A 26,184-nucleotide genomic window follows, 5' to 3' on the forward strand; every position below is an offset into this window, starting at 1 on the left:
CTGTTTATTTTTTATACCATATATCCTTAGCATATTCATTTATAGTTCTATCACTCGAAAATATTCCTGAATTTGCTATATTTGTTAAAGAAATTGAATTCCACTTATATCTATCTTTATATAAATTATTAATTTTTTTCTGTGCTTCTATATAGTTCTCAAAGTCTCTTAATACAAAAAATTCATCATTATAGGTTATTAAAGAATTATATATTTCTCTACCTTCTTCACCTATATTTGGTATGAATCCATTAACTAAATCATCCACAACCCTCTTTATATAGAAATTATTAGAATAAATATCTGCTGCTGAATATCCTCCAAACTTATTGTATTCTAGCACTTGATTTGCTGATAATCCAAAAATTATTATATTTTCATCGCCTACTTGTTCATGTATTTCTATATTTGCTCCATCTAAAGTCGCTAAAGTTATAGCTCCATTCATCATAAATTTCATATTACTAGTTCCTGAAGCTTCCTTTGTAGTTGTTGATATTTGTTCACTTACATTTGCAGCCGGTATTATTTTTTCTGCTAATGAAACCCCGTAATTTTCTATAAATACTACTTTTAATTTTTCATTAACTCTTTTATCATTATTAATTTTTTGAGCTAATTCATTTATAAATTTAATAACGCATTTGGCAAAGTAGTATCCAGGAGCAGCCTTTGCTCCAAATATAAATGTTCTTGGCTTTATGTCTAGGTTTGGATTATCTAATAATTCATGATATAAATGAAGTATGTGAAGTGCGTTCATAAGTTGTCGTTTGTATGCGTGTAGCCTTTTTATTTGTATATCAAATATAGAATTTGGATCTATTGATATATTATTTCTTTCTTTTATAATTTTTGATAAGCTTAGCTTATTGTTATATTTTATTTTTTCTAGTTCCTGTAATACATCTTTTTCATTCTTATATTTTTCAAGTTGCTTTAGTTTCATAGTGTCCTTTTCCCAGTCACTACCTATAAGAGTAGTTATTAAACTAGATAGCTGAGGGTTTGATAACATTAGCCATCTTCTATGAGCAATTCCATTTGTTTTGTTATTAAATTTATATGGCTCATCCTCATAAAATTCTTTTAATACTTCTTTTTTCAAAATTTTAGTATGAAGGTCTGCAACTCCATTTACACTGCTACTTCCAACTATACTTAAATTAGCCATATTTACATTATTATTATAAATAATAGCCATCTTATTTATTTTTTGAATGTCATTTGAATATTTACTTCTTAACTTATTTAAATATCTTTTATTTATTTCTTCTATAATCATATAAATTCTTGGAAGTAATTCTTTTATCATTGATATTTGCCATTTTTCCATAGCTTCTGTCATTATGGTGTGATTCGTATATGAAGTGCATTTTTTTGTAATTTCCCAAGCCTCATCCCATCCAAGAGCTTCTTCATCCATAAGTATTCTCATTAATTCAGGTATACATAATGATGGATGAGTATCATTTATATGAATAGCTATTTTTTCATTTAACTTATTAATATTGATTTTATTTTTTTTACACTTCCTTAATATATCCTGTAATCCTGCACTAACTAAAAAATACTCCTGTTTTAATCTTAGTATTTTACCTGCATCGTTAGAATCATTTGGATATAATACTTGTGATATCTCGTCTACGTAATATCTATATTGGAGTGCATCATGATAGCTACCATAGCTGTTTTTTGAATCTTTTAGTATTGGTTCAAAATCTTTTCTAGGTATGTCTGATTTAAATAGCCTCAATGTATTTATATACTGATTTTCATACCCTATAATAGGTATATCATAAGGTAGGGCCATTACAGGTATATAGTTTTTATGAATAGCCTTTAGCTTTCCATTATTACTTACAAGTTCTACTTCTCCTCCAAATTTAACGATAACCGCTTTATTTGGTCTTACAGTTTCCCAAATATAGGATTCTTCTTTTAGCCAATTATCAGGGACCTCAACTTGGTGACCATTTACAAACTTTTGTTCAAATAATCCATATTCATATCTAATCCCATAACCATGTCCACTTATTTTAGTAGATGCCATCGAATCTAGAAAGCATGCAGCCAATCTCCCTAATCCACCATTTCCTAATGCAGGATCAGATTCTGCATCTATTAAATCATCTAGATTTATGTTCATAGTAGCTAATATAGATTTTACTTCTTCCATTACTCCTAAGTTTAAAAGATTTGACTGCAGCTGTCTTCCTAATAAAAACTCTATGCAAAAATAGTAAACTTCCTTTTCCTCTTTTAATCTATTCTCTTTCCATATATTTGCTATTTTAGATTTAAGAACAGTTACTAATGTATTTAGTAACTGCTCATTGTTAGCTTCTTCAATACTTTGTTTATATAAAAAATCCATTTGATTTTTAAATTCTAGCTTAAATTCCTCCCTATTTATGAGAGTCAATATTACCAACTCCTTTGCCAAACTATTTCATTATACGTTTTTATATATTCATTTGCGGACTTAGCCCAACTACTATCAGTACTCATAGCACTTTTAACTATTTTAAACCATGACTTTTTATCATTTTTATAAATATCTATTGCACTTTTAATACAGTAAAACATTTCATGTGCATTATAATTTGCAAAACTAAATCCATTTCCTTCTCCTGTATATTTATTGAAAGGTTTTACAGTATCTTTTAATCCTCCTGTTTCTCTTACTATAGGTATCGATCCATATCTCATTGCTATCATCTGACCAATTCCACAAGGCTCAAATAAAGATGGCATTAAAAACATATCTGATGATGCATAAATTTGTTGCGCAAGTGCAGCATCAAATGTTAATATAGCTGCTACTTTGTTTGGATATTTACCTGAATAGTAATTTAACATAGATTGATATTGTTCATCTCCAGTACCTAAAACCACTAATTGTAAATTTTCTCCTACTATTTCTGGCATCATATATGATATTAAGTCCAATCCTTTTTGAGATACAAGTCTAGAAACTATACCTATCATAGGAATATCTGGATTAACTTCTAATCCAAGAATTTTTTGTAATTCTAATTTGTTTTTAACTTTATCACCTATTGAATTTATATTATAATTGCATACTATATTTTTATCTGTCTCAGGATTATTTATTTCATAATCAATTCCATTTACAATTCCCTTTAACTTATGTGAGTTAGATTTGATCAATCCATCTAAACTTTCTCCATAAAACTTTGTTTGTATTTCATTAGCATAAGTAGGACTTACTGTGCTTACTTTATCCGAATATACTATTCCGGATTTCATAAAGTTGATACCACCATAATACTCTATATGTCCATCGTCTAAATAATGTCTTGGTATAGATAACACATCTTCTATATTTTTATTTGAAAATACACCTTGGTATTGAAGATTGTGTATAGTATATATAGTTTTTATTTCAGAATATCTTTCATCCTGACTATAATTTTCTTTTAAAAATAATGGTATCATACCAGTGTGCCAATCATTTAAATTTATTACATCTGGGAAAAAATCTATTCTTTTTAAAGATTCTAGTACCGCATTACTAAAGAAAGTAAATCTTTCTACATCATCGTCATATCCATATAAATACGCATATTCACCATCTCTCTTGAAGTAGAATTCATTATCTATAAAGTAAAATTTAACTCCATCTAGCTCTAGTTCCATTAATCCACAATATTGATTTCTCCATGCTACGTTTACATTGAATACTGCTACTGTTTTCATTTGATCTTTTAAATATTTAGGAATATTGACATACTTGGGCATTATAACCCTTATATCCACTCCTTCTCTTTTTAAAGCCTTTGGAAGCGCATAAGAAACATCTCCTAATCCCCCAGTCTTTACAAAAGGCCAACACTCTGCCGTTACAAAAAGAACTTTCAAAACTTATCCCCCTCTATAAAATTACATTTTTTTCTACTACTAATGGTAGTTTAATATCTCCTTTTAATTCTTTATCTCTAGATATAAACACATTTTTATCTAGTATTACATTATCTAGTTTCACATTTTCTTGTATAGTTCCACTTTGCATAACTACAGAATTTTTTATAACTGCTCCCTTTTTAACATGAACTTTTCTAAATATAATACTATCTTGAACTTCTCCTTCTATTACACAACCAGTAGCCACAAATGAATTTTTCACATTAGAGGTCTCTGTGTATAACGTAGGCTGCTCATTTTTTTCTTTTGTATATATCTTTCTATCTGAATAAAATAATTCATTCGCTACATCTACATTTAATAAATCTTTATTGGCTTCAAAATAGTTTTTAGTAGAATTTATACATTTTAAATATCCTTTATATTCATATGCCCCTATTCTTATTTCTTCTATGCTTTCACTTATACAATCTTCTATATGTGCATATTCCCCTCGTGATACTGCATCATATATCATATCTATAAATAAGCTTTTTTTCATGATATACATATCCATCAATATATCTGCATTTTTTTCTCTTCCTATATTTATTCCCATGCTGGTAATTTGATTTTTATCATTTATATTCAATTTTGTAGTTCCTAAAAAATCCTCATCTGCATTATCTATAGTTTTATAAATAACAGTTATGTTGTTGCCTGATAACTTATGATAGTTAAGTGCTTTTTTATAATCTATATTACAAATCATATAACTAGGAGATATAAGCACATATTCTTGTTTACTTTTTTCTATATAATCTATGTTAGAAAAAACATTATGAACGTCTCCTTTTTTTATCGCTCTGCAAATTTGTTTTTTAGTATTCTCAGGACTAAATACAAATAATCCATCATTCTTCGCTGATAGATCCCAATGACTACCATTTCCTAAATGATCTGTTAATGATCTATATTTTTGATCTGAAAAAATCCCTATATTTTTCATACCTGCGTTAACCATATTAGAAAGAGCAAAATCTATTATTCTATATCTTCCACCTATAGGTATTGATGCTACTACCCTTGAATCACTTAGTTCTTTTAAGTTATCACCTTTTCTATTTAAATTAATTATTCCCATACACTCTTTATTCATTTTTTAATCCCCCTATACTAATTCCATAGAAACAACATCAAATTCAGATACTATACTTATACTATCGTCACCACTAGAAATCTTGCAATCGTCCTCTATTACCGCACCTTCACCTATTATAGCTTTCTCTACAATCACATTTTTACCTATTTTTGCATTTGACATTATTACAGAATCCTTTACTGTACTTCCCTCTCCTATACTGACTCCATGAGATAATACTGAATTTTCAACATTTCCAAAAACCCTGCATCCATCTACAACTATAGATTGTTTTATATTAGAATTTTTTCCTAGATATTGTGGTGGCATAGCCATTGTATCTGTATAAATTCTCCAATTAGAATCATTTAAATTAAACCCATTATCTGGATTAATTAAATCCATGTTTGCTTGCCACAGACTTTCTATAGTTCCTACGTCTCTCCAATATCCATTAAATTCATATGCATACATGCTAACCTTATCATCTAGCATTTTAGGAATTAGATCCTTACCAAAATCTACATATTCTTTATCTGATTTAAAATAACTTTTCATCTTTGACCAGTTAAATATGTAAATTCCCATAGATGCTAAATTACTCTTAGGCTTTTCAGGTTTTTCTTCAAACTCATATATACTCCCATCTTCATTTGCATTCATTATTCCAAATCTACTAGCTTCATCCCAATCAACTTCCATAACAGCAATTGTTACATCTGCATCTTTTGATTTATGTTCTTCTAGCATATCGCTATAATCCATTTTATAAATATGGTCCCCCGATAAAACTAAAACATATTCTGGATCATAGCTATCTATATAATTCATATTTTGATATATAGCATCTGCTGTACCTTTATACCAATTTCCTTCTTTTTCATTCATATATGGTTGAAGGATTGATAACCCTCCATTTCTTCTATCTAAATCCCAATGGCTACCTATTCCTATATGTGAGTTCAATAGTAAAGGTCTATATTGTGTTAATACTCCAACTGTATCTATCCCGGAATTTGAGCAATTGCTCAAAACAAAATCTATTATTCTATATTTACCTCCAAATGAAACTGCTGGTTTTGCTATATTTTTAGTAAAAACTCCTAGTCTTGATCCTTGTCCCCCTGCTAATATCATTGCTATCATTTCTTTTTTCATAATTTACTCCTAATCCCCCTAATAAATTAATAAATTTTATAAGATATTTATATTTTTACCTTTTATAAAAGTTGCCCCCATAGGTGGAACCTTTATATTTATGGAATACTGTTTATTATGCCATGCTATATTTTCTGATTTTAACTCCACATCTTTCATAGTTTGTCCTGATCCCCAATATTCCTTATCATCACTATTGAAAACTTCTTGATATATCCCCTCATATGGCACTCCTATCCTATATTCAGGATGAAATACTGGTGTGAAATTTAATACTCCTATTATAAAATCTTCTTTCTTCTTACCTTTTCTCATAATAACAATTACACTTTGATCTATATTGTGAGGATCTATAAAATCAAATCCTGAGTTATGTTCATCTATTTCATACATAGCTTTTTCATATTTGTATAGTAAATTCAAATCTCGCGTATACGTTTGCATTGATTTATGCGGTTCATTCATTAATAGTTCCCATTCTAATCCATATGCAAATCTCCACTCTAATCCTTGTGCAAATTCACATCCCATAAATAATAATTTTTTTCCTGGATGCAACATCATATACGCATAAAGTAATCTTACTCCTGCAAATTTTTGCCATGGATCTCCAGGCATTTTATCGAGAAGAGATTTTTTCCCATGCACAACTTCATCATGAGATAATGGAAGTATAAAATTTTCAGAAAAAGCATACATAAAAGAAAAAGTTATTAACTCATGATGATGCTTTCTATATATAGAATCCATTTCCATATATTTTAACGTGTCATTCATCCATCCCATATTCCACTTACTATCAAATGCTAATCCACCTTTGTACGAAGGTCCCGATACCATCGGCCAAGATGTGGATTCTTCTGCAACTATAATTGGATTTTTTATCTCCTTATGAATAACTTCATTAAACATTCTTAAAAACTCAATAGCTTCTATATTTTCTCTACCACCGTATTTATTAGGTTTCCAAGGACCTATATCGTAATCTAAGTAAAGCATGCTTGCAACCGCATCCATTCTAATACCATCTACATGGAACTTTTCTAGCCAATAAATTGCATTAGATATTAAGAAACTTTGCACTTCAGGTTTTCCTAAATCAAAATGGGCTGTTCCCCAACCAATATTTTCAGCTCTCAACTTATCTTCATATTCAAATTGAGGTGTTCCATCAAATTTATATAATCCATGATCATCTTTACAAAAATGACTATATGCAAAATCTAGAATTACTCCAATATCTTTTTTATGGCATCTATCAATAAATTTCATTAAACTAGTACAATCTCCATATCTACTAGTAGGACTATAATATCCTATTGTTTGATAACCCCATGATTCATCTAATGGATGTTCTGTTATTGGTAAAACCTCTATATGTGTATATCCCATTTCACATACATAGTCTATTAATTCATATAGTTCTTCGTAACTAAAAAAGTCTCCATCCCATTTTCTTTTCCATGATCCCAAGTGAACTTCATATATATTCATAGGTAAATCCTTGTATGTTGTCTTTTCTCTTTTTTCTATCCACTTTTTATCCTTCCAAGAATAATTGTCTATATCGAATACAATTGAAGCTGTTTCAGGTCTCATTTGCGAATAAAATGCAAAAGGATCAGACTTTAACTTACTATTACCGTTTTTATCTACAACATTATATTTGTATAAATCTCTAAATTCCATTTTAGGTATAAATATATTCCATATTCCACTCTTATCTAAATTTTTCATAGGATGGGAGGTTTTATTCCAATCATTAAATTCTCCAGATAAATATACTTGATTTGCATTTGGAGCCCATACTGTAAAAGTAACTCCTTTTTCTTTTCCCTTTTGTACTTTATGAGCTCCCATAAATTCATAGCTTCTAAAATGTTTCCCCTCTTTAAATAAATTTATATTATAGCTGTTAATTATATCCTCATATTTCTTCAACATAAAATCCCCCATCTTTAAGCATATATTAAATGTATTTTAAAACCGATTACTCGCTTATTTTTAATTATATATGAACTTTTACTTTATTATAAAAAGTATTGTTCTAAAAATTTAGACGATGATAGCTACAAATTTACATCATTCAATCTATTAACTCTTTTTTGTATATATAATTACAAAAATATACATTTTTATAAAACAAAGAAAACATTTTCCTAAATTGTGTATACAAAAAAATCGGAGTTAATTCAAAACATTGAATCACTCCGATTTTTTTCTACTGACCTATTTTTAAATTAGGAACAGCATTTAAACTCATATCATTAATTTTTCCGTTAATAAAATTATAATATCCAGCACAACCAATCATAGCCGCATTATCTGTACATAATATAATTGATGGATACTTAACTTGTATATTTTGTTTCTTTGCCATTAAAGTTAACTTTTCTCTCAATGCAGAGTTTGCAGCAACCCCTCCTGCTAATGCAACTGTATTGTATCCTTTTTCATTAGTTGCCTTTATAGCTTTTGTTGCTAAAACTTCTACTACAGCTTCTTGGAATGATGCTGCAACATCTTCAACTATTATTTCTTCATTCTTCATTTTCTTAGCATTTAAGTAATTTAAAACTGCTGATTTTAATCCACTAAAACTAAAATCATATCCTTCATCCATACAAGCTCTTGGGAAGTCTATTGCTTTTTTATTTCCTTTTTTAGCTAATTTATCTATTATAGGTCCACCTGGATAACCTAGATTCATAGCTCTTGCAATTTTATCAAATGCTTCTCCTGATGCATCATCTTTAGTTTTTCCTAAAATTTCATACTTCCCATAGTCTTTAACTTCTACTAAGTGTGTATGTCCACCTGAAACTATTAAAGTTATAAATGGTGGCTTTAAATTTTTATCCTCTATATAATTTGCACTTACGTGTCCTTCAATATGATTAACTCCAACTAAAGGAATATCTAGAGTATAAGCTAATGCCTTAGCATATGAAAGTCCTACTAAAACAGCCCCTACTAATCCTGGTCCATGAGTAACCGCTATATGATCTATATCATCAAAAGTTACATTTGCTTCATCTAAAGCTTGTTGTACTACCATTGGTATATTTTCTATATGTTTTCTAGATGCTACTTCAGGAACAACTCCTCCAAATTTTTTATGTAATTCTATTTGCGTAGAAATTATATTACTTAAAACTTCTCTTCCATTTTTTAAAATTGCACATGCTGTTTCATCACAGCTAGATTCTATAGCTAATGTTATTATATCTTTTTTCATACTACACCTCTTTTAATTGGCTCCACATTATCATTGCATCTTCTTTATTGTCACTATAATACTCTTTTCTTATCCCTGCTAATTTAAATCCATATTTTTTATATAAATTTTGAGCTACTACATTAGATACTCTAACTTCTAATGTCATAGCAAATATATGATTTTCTTTGCATTTTTTAACAAGATGCTCGATAAGTTCATCACCTATCTTTTGTCCTCTAAAATCACTATGTACAGCTACATTTGTTATATGACCTTCTCCAGCTATAAACCATATACCTACGTAACCAACAATCTTTTTATCAATTTCTGCTACTAAATAATTAGCAACATCATTTTTCATCTCTTTTTCAAATTCACCTTTAGGCCAGTAATGTTTAAAGCAATTCTTTTCAACTTCAAAAACTCCATCTACATCACTGCTTGTCATATCTCTTATTATTAAATTATTATTTATCATTTTCTAGCCTCTTCATTTTTTCCTCATACTGAACTTCCGCTTGAGACTTTCTTATGTACATCGGATTTATAGTATAGCAATTATGTACATCTACATCTTTTTTAAATTTAATTCCAGCTACGGCACATAAACTACTAGCTTTACTTACATTGTTAGATACAGCTGCTATATAAGAATTTTTAACTTCATCAAGTTTTTCTTTATATAAATTTGTAGCTTCTCCAACAATAATAAACTCTTCATTTGATTTAGATAGTTCATCTACTAATTCATCTATTGTAACTACTTTTACATCTTCTAATGTTTTAAATTCTCCATTTTCAAATCTATATTTTCCTGTGTACACTTGGTTTCTTTGCGCATCTAATATAGGACAAATTACTCTATCACAAAGATTCATGTTGAAAGCTAAAGATTCTAGTGAATCAACAGCTATTATTGGTAGGTTTCTAACTTGTGATATAGCCTTAGCTGTAGCCATAGAAATTCTTAATCCTGTAAATGATCCTGGACCTATACATATAGCTATTGCATCAATATCTTTTATATTTAAATCACTTTCTTTTATCATTGATTCAATCATAACCATCAGTTTTTGTGAATGTGTTTTTTTAGTATTAACTGTATATTCACATATTAACTTATCATCTTCTACAATACATACACTTGTTGAATGTGTAGCTGTATCTATACCTAAAATTTTCATTACTTAGTCAGCTCCTTAACTATTTCTTCATACTTTTCTCCTTTTGGATTCAGTATCATTTCTCTTCCATTTTCTTTATAGTTCATTTCTATATATAAATATTCGTCTGGTAGTATATCCTCGATTAAGTTTGCCCATTCAATTATACAAACTCCATCTCCATTTATATACTCATCAAATCCTATATCATACATTTCATCACTACTTCCAATTCTATACACATCAAAATGGTATAAAGGCATTTTCCCTTCATATTCATTTACTATTGTAAAAGTAGGACTAGTTATATAATCATCTACTTCTAAAGATTGTGCTAAGCTTTGAGTCATAGTAGTTTTTCCTGCACCTAAATCACCTATTAAGCATACTACACTTCTTGGCGTTAAAAGTTTACCTAATTTAAATCCTATATCTCTTGTTTGCTCTTCATTTTCTAAATATATTTTAATCATCTATATCATCTCCATAAGTAAGACTTGTTTATCTAAATTGTTAACGTAACAGATATTATTATATTATAACAAATTACTATTATAAAGCCTTACATTTACAAAGTTTTTATTATATACCATATATTTTACAACTTATGGTAATATTATTTATTAAAAGGGGTGATATTTTTGAATTATAAAGTTCTAACACACGATGATTTCGATGATATAGTAGATATATCTCGAAACATTTGGGATGGTCATGACTATTTACCCAAAGTCTTTCACAAATGGGTTGATGATAAAGAAGGTTGTTTTATTGGATTAGTTAAAGAAGGTAAAGTTATAGCAGTTGGTAAGTATACAGTTTTACCAGATAGACAAGGATGGCTTGAAGGACTTAGAGTACATATAGATTATAGAGGACAGCAACTTGCCCATGCTATTTCTGATATGCTATTTAATTTAGCAAGAGAAGATTTAAGAAATAATAAAATAACTAATATAGCAATGTGTACTCATATAGACACTCCAGCTAGTATAAAAATGATGGAAGCTAAGAATTTTTATTTAGCTCAGAGTTGCTTAATAGTTTTTAAAAATTATGATTTCATAAAGAAATCTAACTTAAATTTATTAGATTTTAAAGTTGAAAAATGGAATATTTCTTATGAAGAATTTAAAAATCTCGATTATTTTAAAACTTGTAATAATAAATTAACTTATGGATTTACATTTTTAAATATTTGCGAAAATATTTTTAATGATCTAGTTAAAAGTGATTCTTTATTAATAGTTAATGGTCATAAATGTATTATAAAAATGAAAGGATGTCCATCTATTATATGCATAGATAACACATTTGAAGGAATTAGTGATTCTACTAATTATTCTTTATTGAAATATAAATCAAAAGAGGCTGAAATTTATATAACAAATCCATACGATAATCTTATAAATAAGCTTAAAGAAAATAATTTTGAATCAATGTCTAATTTTGAAAATGATTGTGTCTATTATGTTTACGATGAAAAATAAATAAAAAAAGATTTTTCAAATTTAACTTGCTCATGTGTAACTATATAAGTTTTACTCCATGAAAGCTGAAAATATGCTTTTAAAATGTCATTAAAACTTATATAGTTACCATTCGCTCTATACTTTGAAAAATCTTTTAATTAATTTATTTTTTTAATATTACCTCCATCTTTTTATAAAGAGGTAATGTAATCACTGACATTAGTATTGCTTTAACTAAGTTAAATGGAGCTATCATCCAAATAACAAAACTCTTTAAATCTACTACATTAGGATTTATTACATGTCCCATATTTACTATAGCTTCCATAGGCATTATTTTCCCATAAAAAGGTAGTAACATGTAATAGTTAGTTAAACAACCTATTACTATCATAGCTATTGTTCCTAAGAAAAACCCTAAAAATAATCCCTTTATATTTTTTTTATGTCTATATGCTAATGATAAAATTACTACATATGAACCACCAATTAGTAAGTTTGCTGTTTCACCTATCCAAGCTGTTGTTGATGCCGTCATTGCTTGGAATAAATTTTTAATAAGAACTATTGTAAAACCTGCTACTGGTCCTAATGTCATACCTCCAAATATAGCCGGTACATCCGATATATCTAGTTTTAAGAAATCAGGAAATATACCTGGAATAGGTATTGCTATAAACATTAAAATATAAGAAATTGCTGCTAAAATAGCTACCTTTGTCATTGTATTTGTACTCATAGTTTTTTTATTGATGAATATATTATCCATTTAAAAAACCTCCTAATTTTAATTTTAGGAAAAAGAAAAAGCCCAAAGAATCTCTTCGAGCTTAGTTTTTTAAGTATATTAAAACAATAATATCTTTCTTATACATATATACTAATCCTCTCTCATCCAGACTTTACTGTCGGCCTTGGAATCTCACCAAGTCATGCTACAAATGTAGCTCGCGGGCTATACCGCCGGTAGGGAATTTCACCCTGCCCCGAAGATCTTACGTGCTATTTAATTTTCCTTATATCTATATATTATTAATAAAATTTAGATATGTCAATATTAATTAACCTTGTTTTCTATATACAACTTTTCCATCAATTATAGTATACATGACATTACTTTGAATTTCTAAAGGATTATTATCCCATATAACTATATCTGCATCTTTCCCAACTTCTATAGAACCTACCCTATTGTCTATCCCTAATGTTTTTGCAGGGTTTATAGTTATTGCTTCTATAGCTTTTTTAGAATCCATTCCATGTTTAACTGCTATTCCTGCACATACAGGTAAGTAATGTAGAGGAACTACAGGATGATCTGTAGTTAGTGAAACTTGCATTCCTGCATTTGATAAAACCCCAGCTGTATCAAAAGTTAAATTTCTTAATTCTATTTTTGATCTTTCAGAAAGCGAAGGCCCTACTATAACTGGGTACTCTTCTTCTACTAAATCTTCAACTATTAAATGCCCTTCTGTACAATGATCTAATGTTAACTTTAAATTGAATTCTTTCGCAATTCTTATCGCTGTAAACATGTCATCAGCTCTATGTGCATGTACTTTAAATGGAATTTCTCTATTTAGTACTGGAAGTAAACTTTCCATTTTCATATCATAATCAGGCTTTTCATTTTCATCATCTTCTTCATGTAATCTTATATCTTCTAGATACTGCTCTGCTTCTTTTAATGTTTCTCTTAACATTGCAGCAATTGCCATTCTAGTTTGTGGAGCTTTTTCTTCTTGTCCATAACAACTTTTTGGATTTTCACCAAAAGCTATTTTTGATGCCACAGGATTTTTTATTATCATCTTATCTATTCTTCTACCAACAGTCTTTATAGCGATACATTGTCCTCCCATAACATTTGCACTTCCTGGTGTACTACATGCAGATGTAATTCCACCGTTTCTCGCTTCTTCAAAGCTTCTTTCCATAGGGTTTATGCCATCTATAGGATTTAAATGTGGCGTTATTGGATCTGTTTCTTCATTACCATCAGCTCCCTCAACCCCCATACCATCTTCCCATAAACCTAAATGTGTATGTGCATCTATAAATCCAGGAAAAATTAAACTTCCATTTACATCTATAACTTCTACATCTAATGGAGCAACTATATCTGCTCCAATTTCTATTATCTTCCCATTTTCAATAAGTATGTCACCCTGTATAATTCCATTAGTGACTGTGTTTATAATTCCATTTTTTATAAAAAGCATTTATTCCTCCTATACTTCTTTTATATCTTTCATAGTTAAAGAAACCTTTTGTGTTTTTAAATCTATACCTATTACTTTTACATCTATTACATCCCCTACAGTTACTACTGTCATAGGATCTTTTACAAATTTATTACTCATTTGTGATTTATGAACTAAACCATCATTTTTTATTCCAATATCAACGAATGCTCCAAAATCTACAACATTTCTTACAGTTCCTTTTAAAACCATACCTTCTTTTATATCTTCAATTTTTAATACATCTGTTCTAAGTACAGGCTTAATCCCTTCTTCTCTAGGATCTCTTCCTGGTTTTTTTATTTCAGATATAATATCTTTTAAAGTAACAATTCCTACTTCTAATGCTTCACTTAATTTGTGTATTCCGATATCTGCTATCTTAGAATCTATTTCATCTACATTTCTATTTTTTAAATCATTTAATGAATATCCTAGTCTCTCCAGTAAACTTTTGCAAGTATCATAACTTTCAGGATGTACTCCAGTATTGTCTAAAGGATTTTTTGAATTTATTATTCTCATAAACCCTGCACATTGAGTAAATGCTTGTGGTCCTAATCTTTTAACTTTTTTAATTTGAGCTCTTGATGTGAAATCACCATTTTCTTCTCTATACTCAATTATATTTTTTGCTATAGTTTTGCTTATCCCAGCTACATGTTCAAGTAATGAATATGAAGCTGTATTTAAATCCACCCCTACAGAGTTTACCGCATCTTCTACAACTCCACTTAAAACTTCTTCTAATCTTTTTTTATTCAGATCATGTTGGTACTGTCCTACTCCAATACTTTTAGGATCAATTTTAACTAACTCAGCTAAAGGATCTTGTAATCTCCTTGCTATAGATATAGCACCTCTTATAGATACATTTATATCTGGGTGTTCTTCATTAGCAAGCTCTGATGCTGAATATACAGATGCACCTGCTTCACTTACTATAGTGTATTGAACATTACTATTTATTTCACCTATCATTTCAGATACAAATTGTTCTGATTCTCTTGATGCTGTACCGTTACCTATAGAAATTATATCTATATTATATTTTTCTATAAGTCCTTTTAAAGTCTTCTTAGCTCCATCTACATCATTTTGAGGTTTAGTTGGATATACAGTTGTGTAATCTAATAACTTACCATTCTTATCTACAACAGCTATCTTACATCCAGTTCTATATGCTGGGTCAAATCCCATAACCACTTTATCCTTTACAGGAGGTTGAAGTAATAAGCTCTTAACATTTTGTCCAAAAACACTTATTGCTCTTTCATGGGCTAAATCAGTTAAATGATTTCTTATCTCTCTTTCTATTGAAGGGAATATAAGTCTTTTGTATGAATCTTCTATAGCAGAAATTATTTCTTCTTTGTTTATTTGGTTATTTTTATTAACATATACATCAACTATATGATTTATTACTTTTTCATTATTAATTTCTAATTTAACTTTTAAATATTCTTCTTTTTCTCCTCTATTTAAAGCCAATACTCTATGTGGAGCTATAGTTTTCACAGATTCACTAAATTCATAATACATATCATATACAGATTTTTCATCTTTTGAATTTTTACTTGATATAACTCCTTCTCTTAAAGCTAGCTCTCTTATATACTTTCTTAGCTTTGCATCTTCTGAAACTAATTCTGCTATTATATCTTTAGCTCCTTTTAATGCATCTTCTTCAGAGTTTACTTCTTTTTCTTTATCTATATATTTCTTACATTCTAAATTTAAATCTACTTTATCCTTTAATATAGCTATAGCTAAATTTTCTAAACCCTTTTCTTTTGCAATAGTTGCTCTTGTTCTTTTCTTTTGCTTATATGGAGCATAAATATCTTCAACTTCTTGAAGTGTTTTAGCTAGCTTTATATTTTTTAATATTTCATCCGTTAACTTGCCTTGTTCTTCTATTATCCTTTGTACATCATCTTTTCTACTTTGTAAATTTCTTAAATAAACTAATTTATCATAAAAAGCTCTAAGTATAACATCACTCATTTCACCAGTCATTTCTTTTCTATATCTGGCTATAAATGGTATAGTATTCCCTTCATCTATAAGCTTTATAGTATTTTCAACTTGAGAATCTCTTAAATTAAACTCTTCTTTTAAAATTTTATTTATATCCAATTTAAATCCCTCCTAAAAAGGGGCGTGTCCCAAAACTTGAAACACACCCTTATGTTCTATACATTATTTACTTTAGTCATTTTTAAATATTCATTTATAAATAAATCTATATTACCGTCCATAACACTGTCAACATTTCCTATTTCAGCGTTTGTTCTGTGATCCTTTACCAACTTATATGGTTGGAATACATAAGATCTAATTTGGCTTCCCCAAGTTATTTGAGAATACTTGCCTTGTAAATCTTCTATTGTTTCCTTTTGTTCTAATTCTTTTAACTCTATAAGTTTAGCCATTAACATTCTCATGGCAGTATCCTTATTACTGTGTTGAGACCTCTGATTCTGACACTGAACAACTACACCTGTTGGTATATGAGTTATTCTTACTGCAGAATCTGTAGTATTTATATGTTGTCCACCAGCTCCAGATGCTCTATATGTATCAATTTTCAAATCTGAAGGATTTATATCAATTTCTATACTTTCATCTAACTCTGGAATTACATCAATTGATGCAAAAGAAGTGTGTCTTTTTCCAGATGGGTCAAAAGGAGAAATCCTTACAATTCGATGAACTCCTTTTTCACTTTTTAAATACCCATATGCATTAAGTCCTTCAATTTGTATAGTTGCACTTTTTATACCAGCTTCTGTATCTGATTGTAAATCTAGAGTTTTAACTTTAAATCCTTTAGAGTTAGCCCATCTATCATACATTCTCAGTAGCATTTCTGCCCAATCTTGAGCATCTAATCCACCTGTTCCTGCGTTTATAGATAAAATTGCATTATTTCTATCATACTCTCCACTCAGTAAAGTTTTTATTTTAACTTTATCAATCTCTTTTTCAATTGAAGTTATTGTACTTTCAACTTCTTTTTCTAATGAATCATCAGCTTCTTCTTGAGCTAGCTCAAGAAGTACTTCTACATCTTCTACAGATGATTGTAGATGATTATACTCATCTACGATATCTTTTAGATTTTTATTTTCTTGAAGTACACGCTGTGCTTTTTCATTATCATTCCAAAAGTCTTGTTCACTCATTATTTTTTCACTTCTAATAATTTTTTCATTCAGACTTTCTATGTCAAAGAGAAGCCCTCAATTCTTCTATATTATTAGACATTTCTTCTATTCTATGTCTATATTCTTGTACATTAAGCATATATAACCTCCAAACTATCTTCCGCAACACTTTTTATATTTTTTACCACTTCCACAAGGACATTCATCATTTCTACCTATTTCTTCATCCTTCTTAACAGGTCTGTTTCCTTGTCCTTCATCTGCATTTGAAGATATTTTTTCTACATCTACTACTTGTTTTCTTTGTATAGGTTCTTCTATTGTAAAGTTATATAAATATCTTACAGTATCTTCTTGTATAGCTTTTGTCATATTATCAAACATGTCAAATCCTTCTAACTTATAAGCTACAACTGGGTCTTGTTGACCTATAGCTCTAAGTCCGATACCTTGACGTAATTGATCCATAGCATCTATGTGGTCTATCCAATAAGAGTCAACAGCTTGTAAAAGTATAACTCTTTCGATTTCTCTCATCCTTTCAGATTCAACCATATTTTCTTTCTCTTCATATATTTTTTTAGCTAAGTTATATACTGTATCTATAACTTTTTCTTTATTCATGTTTTCAAGATTTTCAGCCTCTAAGCTACCTTTAGGCATAAACATATGATATAAATAATCTTTGTATGCATGTAAATCAAACCCTTGATCTGTCACATATATATCATATCCATCTGATATTATAGCCATTATCATTGTTTGAACTTGCTCTTCTAAGTTTTCACCTTCTAATACACGACCTCTTTGTTCGTATATTATCTCTCTTTGTTTATTCATAACATCATCATATTGAAGAACGTGCTTTCTTATACCAAAGTTTCTTCCTTCAACTTTCTTTTGAGCATTTTCTATTGATTTGGTTAACATCTTAGCTTCTATAGGTGTTTCTTCATCTAAGCCTATTTTTTCAACCATTCCAGAAATTCTATCACTTCCGAATAATCTCATAAGTTCATCTTCTAAACTTATATAGAATCTTGAACTTCCTGGATCCCCTTGACGACCAGCACGACCACGTAACTGATTATCAATTCTTCGAGATTCATGTCTTTCTGTACCTATTATCGCTAATCCGCCAGCTTCTCTAACTTTATCCTGCTCTTCTTCAGTTTGTTTCTTATATTTTTCAAGTATTTTATCAAAATCAGATTTAGCTTTCACTATTTCGTCAGTTAACTCTATACCTAAACTCTCTATATCTGCGTCTACCTTATTTATTATATCTTCAGGGTATCCAATTTTTTTCATTTCTTTTTTAGTTAAAAATACTGGGTTCCCTCCTAAAACTATATCCGTACCACGACCTGCCATGTTAGTAGCTATAGTTACTGCACCTAATCTACCTGCTTGAGCTACTATCTCAGCTTCTTTATGATGGTTTTTAGCATTTAATACTTCATGTTTTACACCTTTTCTCTTTAAAAGCATAGATAGAACTTCAGACTTTTCTATAGATACTGTACCAACAAGTACTGGCTGATTGTTCTTGTGTCTTTCTATAATATCTTCAACAACTGCGTTGAATTTTCCTAGTTCACTCTTGTAAACACAATCTGCTAAGTCTTCTCTTAATATAGGTTTATTAGTTGGAATTTGTACAACATCCATTTTATATATTGCTTTAAATTCTTCTTCTTCTGTTTTAGCTGTACCTGTCATTCCTGATAACTTATTGTACATTCTAAAATAGTTTTGGAATGTTATAGTTGCTAAAGTTTTAGATTCTCTTTGTATTCTTAATCCTTCTTTAGCTTCAATTGCTTGATGTAATCCTTCAGAATATCTTCTACCAAACATAAGTCTTCCCGTAAATTCATCAACAATAACTATTTCGCCATCTCTTACAACGTAATCCACATCTAACTTCATTATTTTATGAGCTTTTAATGCTTGATTTATATGGTGGTATAACTCTATATGAGCTACATCTGTTATATTATCAACATTGAAATAAACTTCTGCTTTTTGTATACCACTTTCAGTTAAAGAAACTGATTTTTGTTTTTCATCTATCTCATAGTTATCTTCCTTTAAAGTATGTACAAATGTATTTGCATCACCATATAGATGTGTTGATTTATCTCCAGGACCTGATATTATAAGAGGTGTTCTAGCCTCATCAACTAATATAGAGTCGACCTCATCGACTATTGCATAGTTTAATTCTCTTTGAACTTTTTGCTCTTTATGTATAACCATGTTATCTTTTAGATAATCAAATCCATATTCATTGTTTGTTCCATAAGTTATATCACATTCATATTGTTCTTTTCTTTCTTGAGGACTTTGTCCATGAACTATAACCCCAACTGTCATGCCTAAAAACTCGTATATTTTACCCATTTGTTCTTTATCACGTTTTGCTAAGTAATCATTTACTGTTACAACATGTACACCTTTACCTGTTAACGCATTTAAATAAACTGGAGCTGTTGCAACTAAAGTTTTACCTTCTCCAGTCTTCATCTCAGCTATTCTTCCTTGGTGAAGAACTATACCACCTATAAGCTGAACTCTATATTGTCTCATCCCAAGTACTCTTTTTGAAGCTTCTCTTACAACTGCAAATGCTTCTGCTAATATGTCATCTACTGTTTCCCCATTATTAAGTCTATCTTTAAAAACATTAGTCATATTTTTTAATTCATTATCTGACATTCCTTGAAATTTCGATTCTAAAGCATCTATTTCATCAACTGTTTTGCTGAATTTTTTCATCTCTCTTTTATCAGCTATATTAAATATATTATCTAAGAAACCCATATACTTATCTCTCCTCGTCCATTATATGTATAATATACATTCTACCATAAAATCTTTGTATTTTATATTTAAAAAGCTATCGATTATAATTTTTATCGATAGCTTTAATAACTAATTTAAATTCTACTCTTGCTCTATCATTCCATAACCGCCATTTTTTCTTTTATATACTATTGATATATCATCAGTTTGAGTATTTGTAAATATGAAGAAATCATGTCCTAATAAATCCATTTGTAATACTGCTTCTTCTGGACTCATTGGCTTCATATTAAATTTCTTATTTCTTTTTATTGAAATGTCTATAGAATTTTCATTTTCATCATTTAACTCTTCTTCCGATAAATCTTCTATATGGCTAAATCTTATACTTTCATTTGATTGATGCTTATCTTGTACTCTTTTTTTATACTTTCTTAACTGAGTATTTAACTTATCATATACTACATCTATAGCAGCATATAAATTTTCCTCTGTATCTTCTGCTCTTATTATAGGACCGCTTATTGGTATTATAGTTACTTCTACTTTCTGTCTTGCCTTTTTAGCACTTACTGTAACTTTTACTTCTGTTTCTGGGTGAAGGTAGTAGTCTAATCTTTCTAATTTTTCTTCTACTGAATCCTTTATTGCATCTGTTAATTGCATTTGTTTCCCAGATATTTTTATCTTCATAAGAACATCTCCCTTCAGATATATATAAGCACAACAACTTATACTTATTTAATTTCTATGTTTAAATTCAATTTCCTTTATTTTTATTGTTAGCTTCTTGGAATTATAATATTCAAGGTAAATAAATTTATTTTTGTCGATTAATTGTAAACCTTGAACAACATGTGGATTGATTTATCATTATAACCTGTGGATAATGTGGATAAAAATGTTAATAAGTCTGTATTTATTTATTTTTACACATTCTTTGCTTTATTTATATCCACAGAACTAATGTTTATTTGTTATTAATTTGTTTATTGTTGTCATATTTTCGAATAAATTAAAAAAAAATTGCATTTAAACAAAAAAAAAGCACCTCTAAAGGTACTTTAGTAATATTTTAGCTGACCTGGTCTTTGCCCCCACACTCGCCTGCTGGAGATTTCGCTTGGGTTCGCCGCACTACTGACTCTCTCGATTTTAATATCGGCAGGTCTTACTTCTAAGCTGCACCATGATCATTAATCCCATTTTTAGAATTAACTTACGTGGGTCCTTTCGCCTGCAACTGGCATGAACTTTCAACCACAGACCTAACACATTACTAATACATTTTAATATCTTAAGACTCATATGTCAATAACAATTTATTCTAGTTAAAAATGTACATATATAAATTTTTTTCACACCTTTAAATTTCAACATTTTTGATATTTCATTTACAGTACTTCCCGTAGTAAATATATCATCTATAAGTAATACATTTTTATTTTTGCATAAATTTATACTCTTATAAAAACCAAATGCATTTTTTACTTCTCTTGATCTTTCTTCATTTGTTAATTTAAATAATTTAGTAGTATTCTTATTCCTATATATAGAATCTAAAACCTTTATATTTTCTATTTTACCAAGTTTTTTTGCAATAAGTTTTGATTGGTTAAACCCTCTTTTTCTTTCTCTTTTCTTATGTAATGGAACATACAGTATATAATCATAATTTATATTTTGAGTATCTAACTTTTCTTTCATTATCTTAGATATAATATTTACCATAAATGTTTTATCATTATATTTAAATCCAAATACTATCTTTTTACTAGTTTCACTATATTCTATACATCCTATAGCTTTTTCAAAATAATACGTTTTATTTATACAAGATGGACATCCATTTAATAAGTCTTCAGGCTTTAATGTTTCTATAGTTTCATTTAATATAGTTTTTCCACATTTTAGACATCCATCATTTATAAAATTTAGTTCATTGAAACAATCTTTACATAATGAGTATGTATTATTTTTACTAATAGGTTTATTGCATATAATACACTTAATATTTTCTGGATATATTATATCTAAAATTTTATAAAAAATTGATTTAATTTTTTATCAACACCCCTTCTTTTTTTAATCTATTCAACTTTTTACTTAAATTAGAGTGTCTATCATTTATCCTATTGTTTTTTATCATAAATTCTAAGTATTTAACATCTCCAACTAAAACTACTAATTGTTTAGCTCTAGTTACCGCTGTGTAAAGTAGATTTCTATTTAATAGCATAGGCGGGGCCCAAGTTACTGGAATTACAATAGCTGGAAATTCACTTCCTTGACTTTTATGTATTGTCGTACAAAAACTATGATCCAATTCATCTAACTCAGAGTATTCATAAGACACTATTTTAGTTTTATCAAATAGAACATATATAATTTTATTTTCCTTATCTATATGATAAATATAACCTATATCTCCATTGTATATACCTTCTCCATTTTCACTCTTATCTTCATTTTCCCATTTTTTAGTATAATTATTTTTTATTTGCATAACTTTATCGCCAACTCTAAAAATCCTTTTTTGTAGTGTTTCTTCAACTTTAAACTTTTCTTCTTTATTTAAATATTTTTGTAACTCTATATTTAAATTTGTAACACCTAAATCACCCTTTCTCATAGGTGCAAGAACTTGTATATCTTGTAGTTTATCTAAGTTATAAAATTTAGGTAGCCTTTCGCTAACTAATCCAACTATTTCTTCTAGAATTGCTTCATTTGTATCTTTTTTTATAAAGAAAAAATCTTTCCCTTTAACATTTAGGTGAAGTGGTAATCCTTTGTTTATTCTATGGGCATTTACAACTATCATACTTTCTTGAGCTTGCCTAAAAATTTCATCCAATCTAACAACATTTATAACCTCTGAATCAATAATATCTTTTAAAACATTTCCAGCTCCAACAGATGGTAACTGATCACTATCTCCAACTAAAATTAATCTAGTTCCTGGTCTTATTGCTTTTAATAAACTATACATTAAAACAATATCTACCATTGAAACTTCATCAACGATAACTACGTCTGCTTTTATAGGATCTTCTTCATCTTTTAAAAAAACTAGTTCTTCTGAGTCTGTTGCATATCCCATTTCTAATAGCCTGTGGATTGTCTTAGCCTCTTTATTAGAAGTCTCACTCATTCTTTTTGCTGCTCTACCTGTAGGTGCAGCTAAAAGAACTTCTTGTTTATTATTTTCAAATACTTTTATTATAGTATTTATAGTTGTCGTCTTTCCTGTACCGGGCCCTCCAGTAATAACTACTAATCCACCTTCAACAGCTTCTTTTACTGCTAATACTTGATTTGTAGCTAACTTTATATTAGTTTCTTTTTCTATATCTTCTATTTCTTCGTCTATATCTATATTTAGTTCTTTAAATTGAGATTGAGATAACTTTATTATTTGCTTACAAACTCCATTCTCAGATAGATAATATGGTATTAGGTATATGTGATCTTCATCTCCCAAATTTCTTTCAATATGAATTTTTTGATCATACGCTAATCTTAAAATTGAATCTGAAATATATTCATTATCTACACCCAACAGTTTGCTAGCTTCATCTATTAAGGCATTCTTAGGTAAATATGTATGCCCACTTCCTAAAGATTGATTTAATGTGTATAGAATACCTTGCATTATTCTGTCTTTAGAAAATTTATCTATTCCTAAATTTGATGCTATTTTATCTGCTACTTTAAACCCTACTCCTCTTATATCCTCTGCTAACTTGTATGGATTTTTAGTTATTATATCTATTGCTTTATTTTTATATCTTTTATATATCTTCAAACAAAAGTTAGGAGTTATTCCATAAGGAGATAAATTCATTATTATATTTCTTAATTCTCTATTTTCTTCATAACTTTTAGCTATCTGCTCAATTTTTTTACTCCCTATGCCCTCAACTTCTGAAAGTCTATGCGGAGAATTTTGAATAATATCTAAGGTATCTACTCCAAACTTTTCGATTATCCTCTTTGCCATCTTTTCTCCTATACCTTTTATTATTCCAGAGGATAAGTATACATATATACCTTCTATAGATGATGGTGTAACTGGCATAAATGAGTTAACTTCAAATTGAGTTCCATAAGTTTTATGATTTATCCATTTTCCTTCAACTTCTATACTCTCTCCAACTGTTAAAGTAGGCATACATCCAACTATAACTATATCATTATTTTCGTTTGATAAATGAGCTATAACATATCCATTATCTTCATTCTTAAATATAATATCACTTATCATTCCTTCAATCTTTTCCATAAATAATCTCCTATAAAAATTCTAACTTTAGCGTTTACATAATTTACTATTATTATACAGCTAAATTTATATAAAAAAAATAGAAGACTGTAAATCTACAGTCTTCTTATTTACTAATGTAAATATTTATTATAAACCAGCTTGTTCTCTTAAAGTTTCAGATTTATCTGTTCTTTCCCATGGTAAATCTAAATCAGTTCTACCAAAATGTCCGTAAGCTGCAACATTTTTATACATAGGCTTTCTTAAGTCTAAATCTCTTATTATTGCTCCTGGTCTTAAATCAAAGTTCTTGTTAACTAAGTCAACAAGTAATTCTTCACTTACTTTTCCAGTTCCAAATGTATCTATGAATACAGATAATGGTCTAGCAACTCCTATAGCATAAGCTAATTCTATTTCACATTTGTCTGCAAGCCCTGCTGCTACTATATTTTTAGCAACGTATCTTGCAGCATATGCTGCTGATCTATCAACCTTTGTAGGATCTTTTCCTGAGAAAGCTCCTCCTCCATGTCTTGAGTATCCACCGTAAGTATCTATTATTATCTTTCTTCCAGTAAGCCCTGTATCTCCTTGAGGTCCTCCTATAACAAATCTTCCAGTTGGATTTATATATATTTTAGTTTCCTCATCTAAAAGTGTTTCTGGTATAACAACTTTTATAACTTTTTCTATTAAATCTTTTCTTATTGTCTCAGTACTTACTGTTTCACAATGTTGAGTAGATATTAATACTGTATGAACTCTAACTGCTTTATTTCCATCATATTCAACAGTAACTTGAGTCTTTCCATCTGGTCTTAAGTATTCTAACTCTCCACTTTTTCTAACTTCTGTTAATCGTCTTGATAACTTATGAGCAAGAGATATCGGAAGAGGCATTAATTCCTCTGTTTCATTACACGCGAAACCAAACATTATTCCTTGATCTCCAGCTCCTATTTTTTCTATTTCATCTTCAGTTAATTCTCCACTTCTATTTTCTAAAGCTTCATCAACTCCCATAGCAATATCCCCTGATTGCTCATCTATAGAAGTTATAACTGCACAAGTATCTCCGTCAAATCCAAACTTAGCTCTAGTATATCCTATTCCTTTAACTGTTTCTCTAACTAATTTAGGTATATCAACGTAAGTGTTTGTACTTATTTCTCCTGCAACTAATACTAATCCTGTTGTAACTGTTGTTTCGCAAGCAACTCTAGCTTGTGGATCTTTTTCTAAAAGTGCATCTAATATTGCATCTGATATTTGATCACATATTTTATCTGGATGCCCTTCTGTAACTGATTCTGAAGTAAATAAATGTTTTGCCATTAAACTTTCCTCCTATTTTCTTTTAACCTTAGATTAAAATTCTTTCTATTACCTTAGATCCATACTTGGAATAGTCTTTCTTGATATTAAAAAAACCTCTTCTTTTTAAAAGAAGAGGTTAATTATATTCGTCAATAATTAACTAACCTCATCTTTCAAGATATAACATCTTGTAGGAATTAGCACCTTTTCCATTCGGAATGGTTGCTGGGTTTCACAGGGCCTGTCCCTCCACCTCTCTTAATAAGGTAATTAAGAAATTTTATTAATTTTTATTACTTTTTAAGTATACTATGATTAATGATTCTTATCAATATATTTCTTTAAATTTTAA

19 protein-coding genes, 1 pseudogene and 2 riboswitches are annotated in these 26,184 nt (G+C 29.0%); of the genes and pseudogenes, 1 reads left to right on the forward strand and 19 read right to left on the reverse strand.

The window, feature by feature from the left end:
- Positions 1–4 precede the first annotated feature (4 nt).
- The 9 genes from VN21_RS05885 to tsaE form a co-directional block, all read right to left on the reverse strand.
- Complete coding sequence (locus VN21_RS05885) at positions 5–2,425, reverse strand: glycogen/starch/alpha-glucan phosphorylase (RefSeq protein WP_152650777.1); 2,421 nt, start codon at positions 2,423–2,425, stop codon at positions 5–7.
- Positions 2,426–2,427: 2 nt separating this feature from the next.
- Entirely contained in the window at positions 2,428–3,885 is a 1,458-nt protein-coding gene (glgA, locus tag VN21_RS05890; RefSeq protein WP_046822464.1) for a glycogen synthase GlgA, read from the reverse strand.
- A gap of 13 nt (positions 3,886–3,898) precedes the next feature.
- Complete coding sequence (glgD, locus tag VN21_RS05895; RefSeq protein ID WP_046822465.1) at positions 3,899–5,026, reverse strand: glucose-1-phosphate adenylyltransferase subunit GlgD; 1,128 nt, start codon at positions 5,024–5,026, stop codon at positions 3,899–3,901.
- Between the two features lie 12 nt (positions 5,027–5,038).
- On the reverse strand, positions 5,039–6,166 hold the full coding sequence (locus VN21_RS05900) for a glucose-1-phosphate adenylyltransferase (protein ID WP_152650778.1): 1,128 nt from the start codon (positions 6,164–6,166) through the stop codon (positions 5,039–5,041).
- Between the two features lie 36 nt (positions 6,167–6,202).
- Positions 6,203–8,107, reverse strand: coding sequence for a 1,4-alpha-glucan branching protein GlgB (gene glgB / locus VN21_RS05905; protein ID WP_264303192.1), 1,905 nt, complete (start codon positions 8,105–8,107; stop codon positions 6,203–6,205).
- A 280-nt stretch (positions 8,108–8,387) separates the two neighbouring features.
- The gene (gene tsaD / locus VN21_RS05910; RefSeq protein ID WP_046822468.1) at positions 8,388–9,404 is read right to left on the reverse strand and encodes a tRNA (adenosine(37)-N6)-threonylcarbamoyltransferase complex transferase subunit TsaD; all 1,017 of its coding nucleotides are present in this window, start codon (positions 9,402–9,404) and stop codon (positions 8,388–8,390) included.
- A 1-nt stretch (position 9,405) separates the two neighbouring features.
- Complete coding sequence (rimI, locus tag VN21_RS05915; RefSeq protein ID WP_046822469.1) at positions 9,406–9,864, reverse strand: ribosomal protein S18-alanine N-acetyltransferase; 459 nt, start codon at positions 9,862–9,864, stop codon at positions 9,406–9,408.
- Positions 9,854–10,570: a tRNA (adenosine(37)-N6)-threonylcarbamoyltransferase complex dimerization subunit type 1 TsaB gene (gene tsaB / locus VN21_RS05920; protein ID WP_046822470.1), complete on the reverse strand. Its 717-nt coding sequence runs from the start codon at positions 10,568–10,570 to the stop codon at positions 9,854–9,856. Before tsaB ends, rimI begins: the two co-directional genes overlap by 11 nt.
- Entirely contained in the window at positions 10,570–11,022 is a 453-nt protein-coding gene (gene tsaE / locus VN21_RS05925) for a tRNA (adenosine(37)-N6)-threonylcarbamoyltransferase complex ATPase subunit type 1 TsaE (protein WP_046822471.1), read from the reverse strand. The genes tsaB and tsaE overlap by 1 nt, the downstream gene beginning before the upstream one ends.
- A gap of 168 nt (positions 11,023–11,190) precedes the next feature.
- Here tsaE and VN21_RS17825 point away from each other — a divergent pair, with 168 nt between their 5' ends.
- A complete protein-coding gene (locus VN21_RS17825; RefSeq protein ID WP_052951993.1) occupies positions 11,191–12,039 on the forward strand; it encodes a GNAT family N-acetyltransferase in 849 nt (282 codons plus the stop codon).
- 145 nt (positions 12,040–12,184) lie between these two features.
- Here VN21_RS17825 and VN21_RS05935 read toward each other — a convergent pair whose 3' ends face one another.
- The 10 genes and pseudogenes from VN21_RS05935 to metK form a co-directional block, all read right to left on the reverse strand.
- On the reverse strand, positions 12,185–12,790 hold the full coding sequence (locus VN21_RS05935) for an ECF transporter S component (RefSeq protein WP_046822472.1): 606 nt from the start codon (positions 12,788–12,790) through the stop codon (positions 12,185–12,187).
- 110 nt (positions 12,791–12,900) lie between these two features.
- Positions 12,901–13,019: riboswitch (FMN riboswitch) on the reverse strand.
- A gap of 63 nt (positions 13,020–13,082) precedes the next feature.
- On the reverse strand, positions 13,083–14,246 hold the full coding sequence (locus VN21_RS05940) for an amidohydrolase (protein ID WP_046822473.1): 1,164 nt from the start codon (positions 14,244–14,246) through the stop codon (positions 13,083–13,085).
- Between the two features lie 9 nt (positions 14,247–14,255).
- A complete protein-coding gene (locus VN21_RS05945; protein ID WP_046822474.1) occupies positions 14,256–16,406 on the reverse strand; it encodes a Tex family protein in 2,151 nt (716 codons plus the stop codon).
- 56 nt (positions 16,407–16,462) lie between these two features.
- A protein-coding gene (prfB, locus tag VN21_RS05950) for a peptide chain release factor 2 (protein WP_408633643.1) occupies positions 16,463–17,576 on the reverse strand; the annotation gives its coding sequence in 2 pieces (ribosomal slippage) (positions 16,463–17,512 and positions 17,514–17,576; 1,113 coding nt in all).
- 14 nt (positions 17,577–17,590) lie between these two features.
- Complete coding sequence (secA, locus tag VN21_RS05955) at positions 17,591–20,263, reverse strand: preprotein translocase subunit SecA (protein WP_046822476.1); 2,673 nt, start codon at positions 20,261–20,263, stop codon at positions 17,591–17,593.
- A 123-nt stretch (positions 20,264–20,386) separates the two neighbouring features.
- On the reverse strand, positions 20,387–20,938 hold the full coding sequence (gene hpf, locus VN21_RS05960; protein ID WP_046822477.1) for a ribosome hibernation-promoting factor, HPF/YfiA family: 552 nt from the start codon (positions 20,936–20,938) through the stop codon (positions 20,387–20,389).
- Between the two features lie 618 nt (positions 20,939–21,556).
- The gene (locus tag VN21_RS19065; RefSeq protein WP_226896678.1) at positions 21,557–21,976 is read right to left on the reverse strand and encodes a ComF family protein; all 420 of its coding nucleotides are present in this window, start codon (positions 21,974–21,976) and stop codon (positions 21,557–21,559) included.
- 168 nt (positions 21,977–22,144) lie between these two features.
- Positions 22,145–22,306, reverse strand: a pseudogene (locus tag VN21_RS19400) (double zinc ribbon domain-containing protein); the annotation flags it as partial.
- On the reverse strand, positions 22,302–24,530 hold the full coding sequence (gene recD2, locus VN21_RS05970; RefSeq protein ID WP_046822479.1) for an SF1B family DNA helicase RecD2: 2,229 nt from the start codon (positions 24,528–24,530) through the stop codon (positions 22,302–22,304). The pseudogene VN21_RS19400 and the gene recD2, both read right to left, overlap by 5 nt.
- 129 nt (positions 24,531–24,659) lie before the next feature.
- Entirely contained in the window at positions 24,660–25,850 is a 1,191-nt protein-coding gene (metK, locus tag VN21_RS05975; RefSeq protein WP_046822480.1) for a methionine adenosyltransferase, read from the reverse strand.
- 145 nt (positions 25,851–25,995) lie between these two features.
- Positions 25,996–26,100, reverse strand: a riboswitch (SAM riboswitch).
- Positions 26,101–26,184 lie beyond the last annotated feature (84 nt).

Origin of the sequence: Paraclostridium benzoelyticum (genome assembly GCF_001006285.1) — a bacterium.
GTDB classification, from domain to species: Bacteria; Bacillota; Clostridia; order Peptostreptococcales; family Peptostreptococcaceae; genus Paraclostridium; species Paraclostridium benzoelyticum.

What these genes read in the sequence shown, in the direction of transcription:
- VN21_RS05935 (WP_046822472.1), bottom strand. Translation starts at nt 12,790, where the DNA reads ATGGATAATATATTCATCAATAAAAAAACTATGAGTACAAATACAATG.
- secA (WP_046822476.1), bottom strand. Translation starts at nt 20,263, where the DNA reads ATGGGTTTCTTAGATAATATATTTAATATAGCTGATAAAAGAGAGATG.
- VN21_RS19065 (WP_226896678.1), bottom strand. Translation starts at nt 21,976, where the DNA reads ATGGTAAATATTATATCTAAGATAATGAAAGAAAAGTTAGATACTCAA.
- VN21_RS05940 (WP_046822473.1), bottom strand. Translation starts at nt 14,246, where the DNA reads ATGCTTTTTATAAAAAATGGAATTATAAACACAGTCACTAATGGAATT.
- VN21_RS05900 (WP_152650778.1), bottom strand. Translation starts at nt 6,166, where the DNA reads ATGAAAAAAGAAATGATAGCAATGATATTAGCAGGGGGACAAGGATCA.
- metK (WP_046822480.1), bottom strand. Translation starts at nt 25,850, where the DNA reads ATGGCAAAACATTTATTTACTTCAGAATCAGTTACAGAAGGGCATCCA.
- hpf (WP_046822477.1), bottom strand. Translation starts at nt 20,938, where the DNA reads ATGAAGATAAAAATATCTGGGAAACAAATGCAATTAACAGATGCAATA.
- tsaE (WP_046822471.1), bottom strand. Translation starts at nt 11,022, where the DNA reads ATGATTAAAATATATTTAGAAAATGAAGAGCAAACAAGAGATATAGGA.
- tsaD (WP_046822468.1), bottom strand. Translation starts at nt 9,404, where the DNA reads ATGAAAAAAGATATAATAACATTAGCTATAGAATCTAGCTGTGATGAA.
- rimI (WP_046822469.1), bottom strand. Translation starts at nt 9,864, where the DNA reads ATGATAAATAATAATTTAATAATAAGAGATATGACAAGCAGTGATGTA.
- glgD (WP_046822465.1), bottom strand. Translation starts at nt 5,026, where the DNA reads ATGAATAAAGAGTGTATGGGAATAATTAATTTAAATAGAAAAGGTGAT.
- tsaB (WP_046822470.1), bottom strand. Translation starts at nt 10,570, where the DNA reads ATGAAAATTTTAGGTATAGATACAGCTACACATTCAACAAGTGTATGT.
- recD2 (WP_046822479.1), bottom strand. Translation starts at nt 24,530, where the DNA reads ATGGAAAAGATTGAAGGAATGATAAGTGATATTATATTTAAGAATGAA.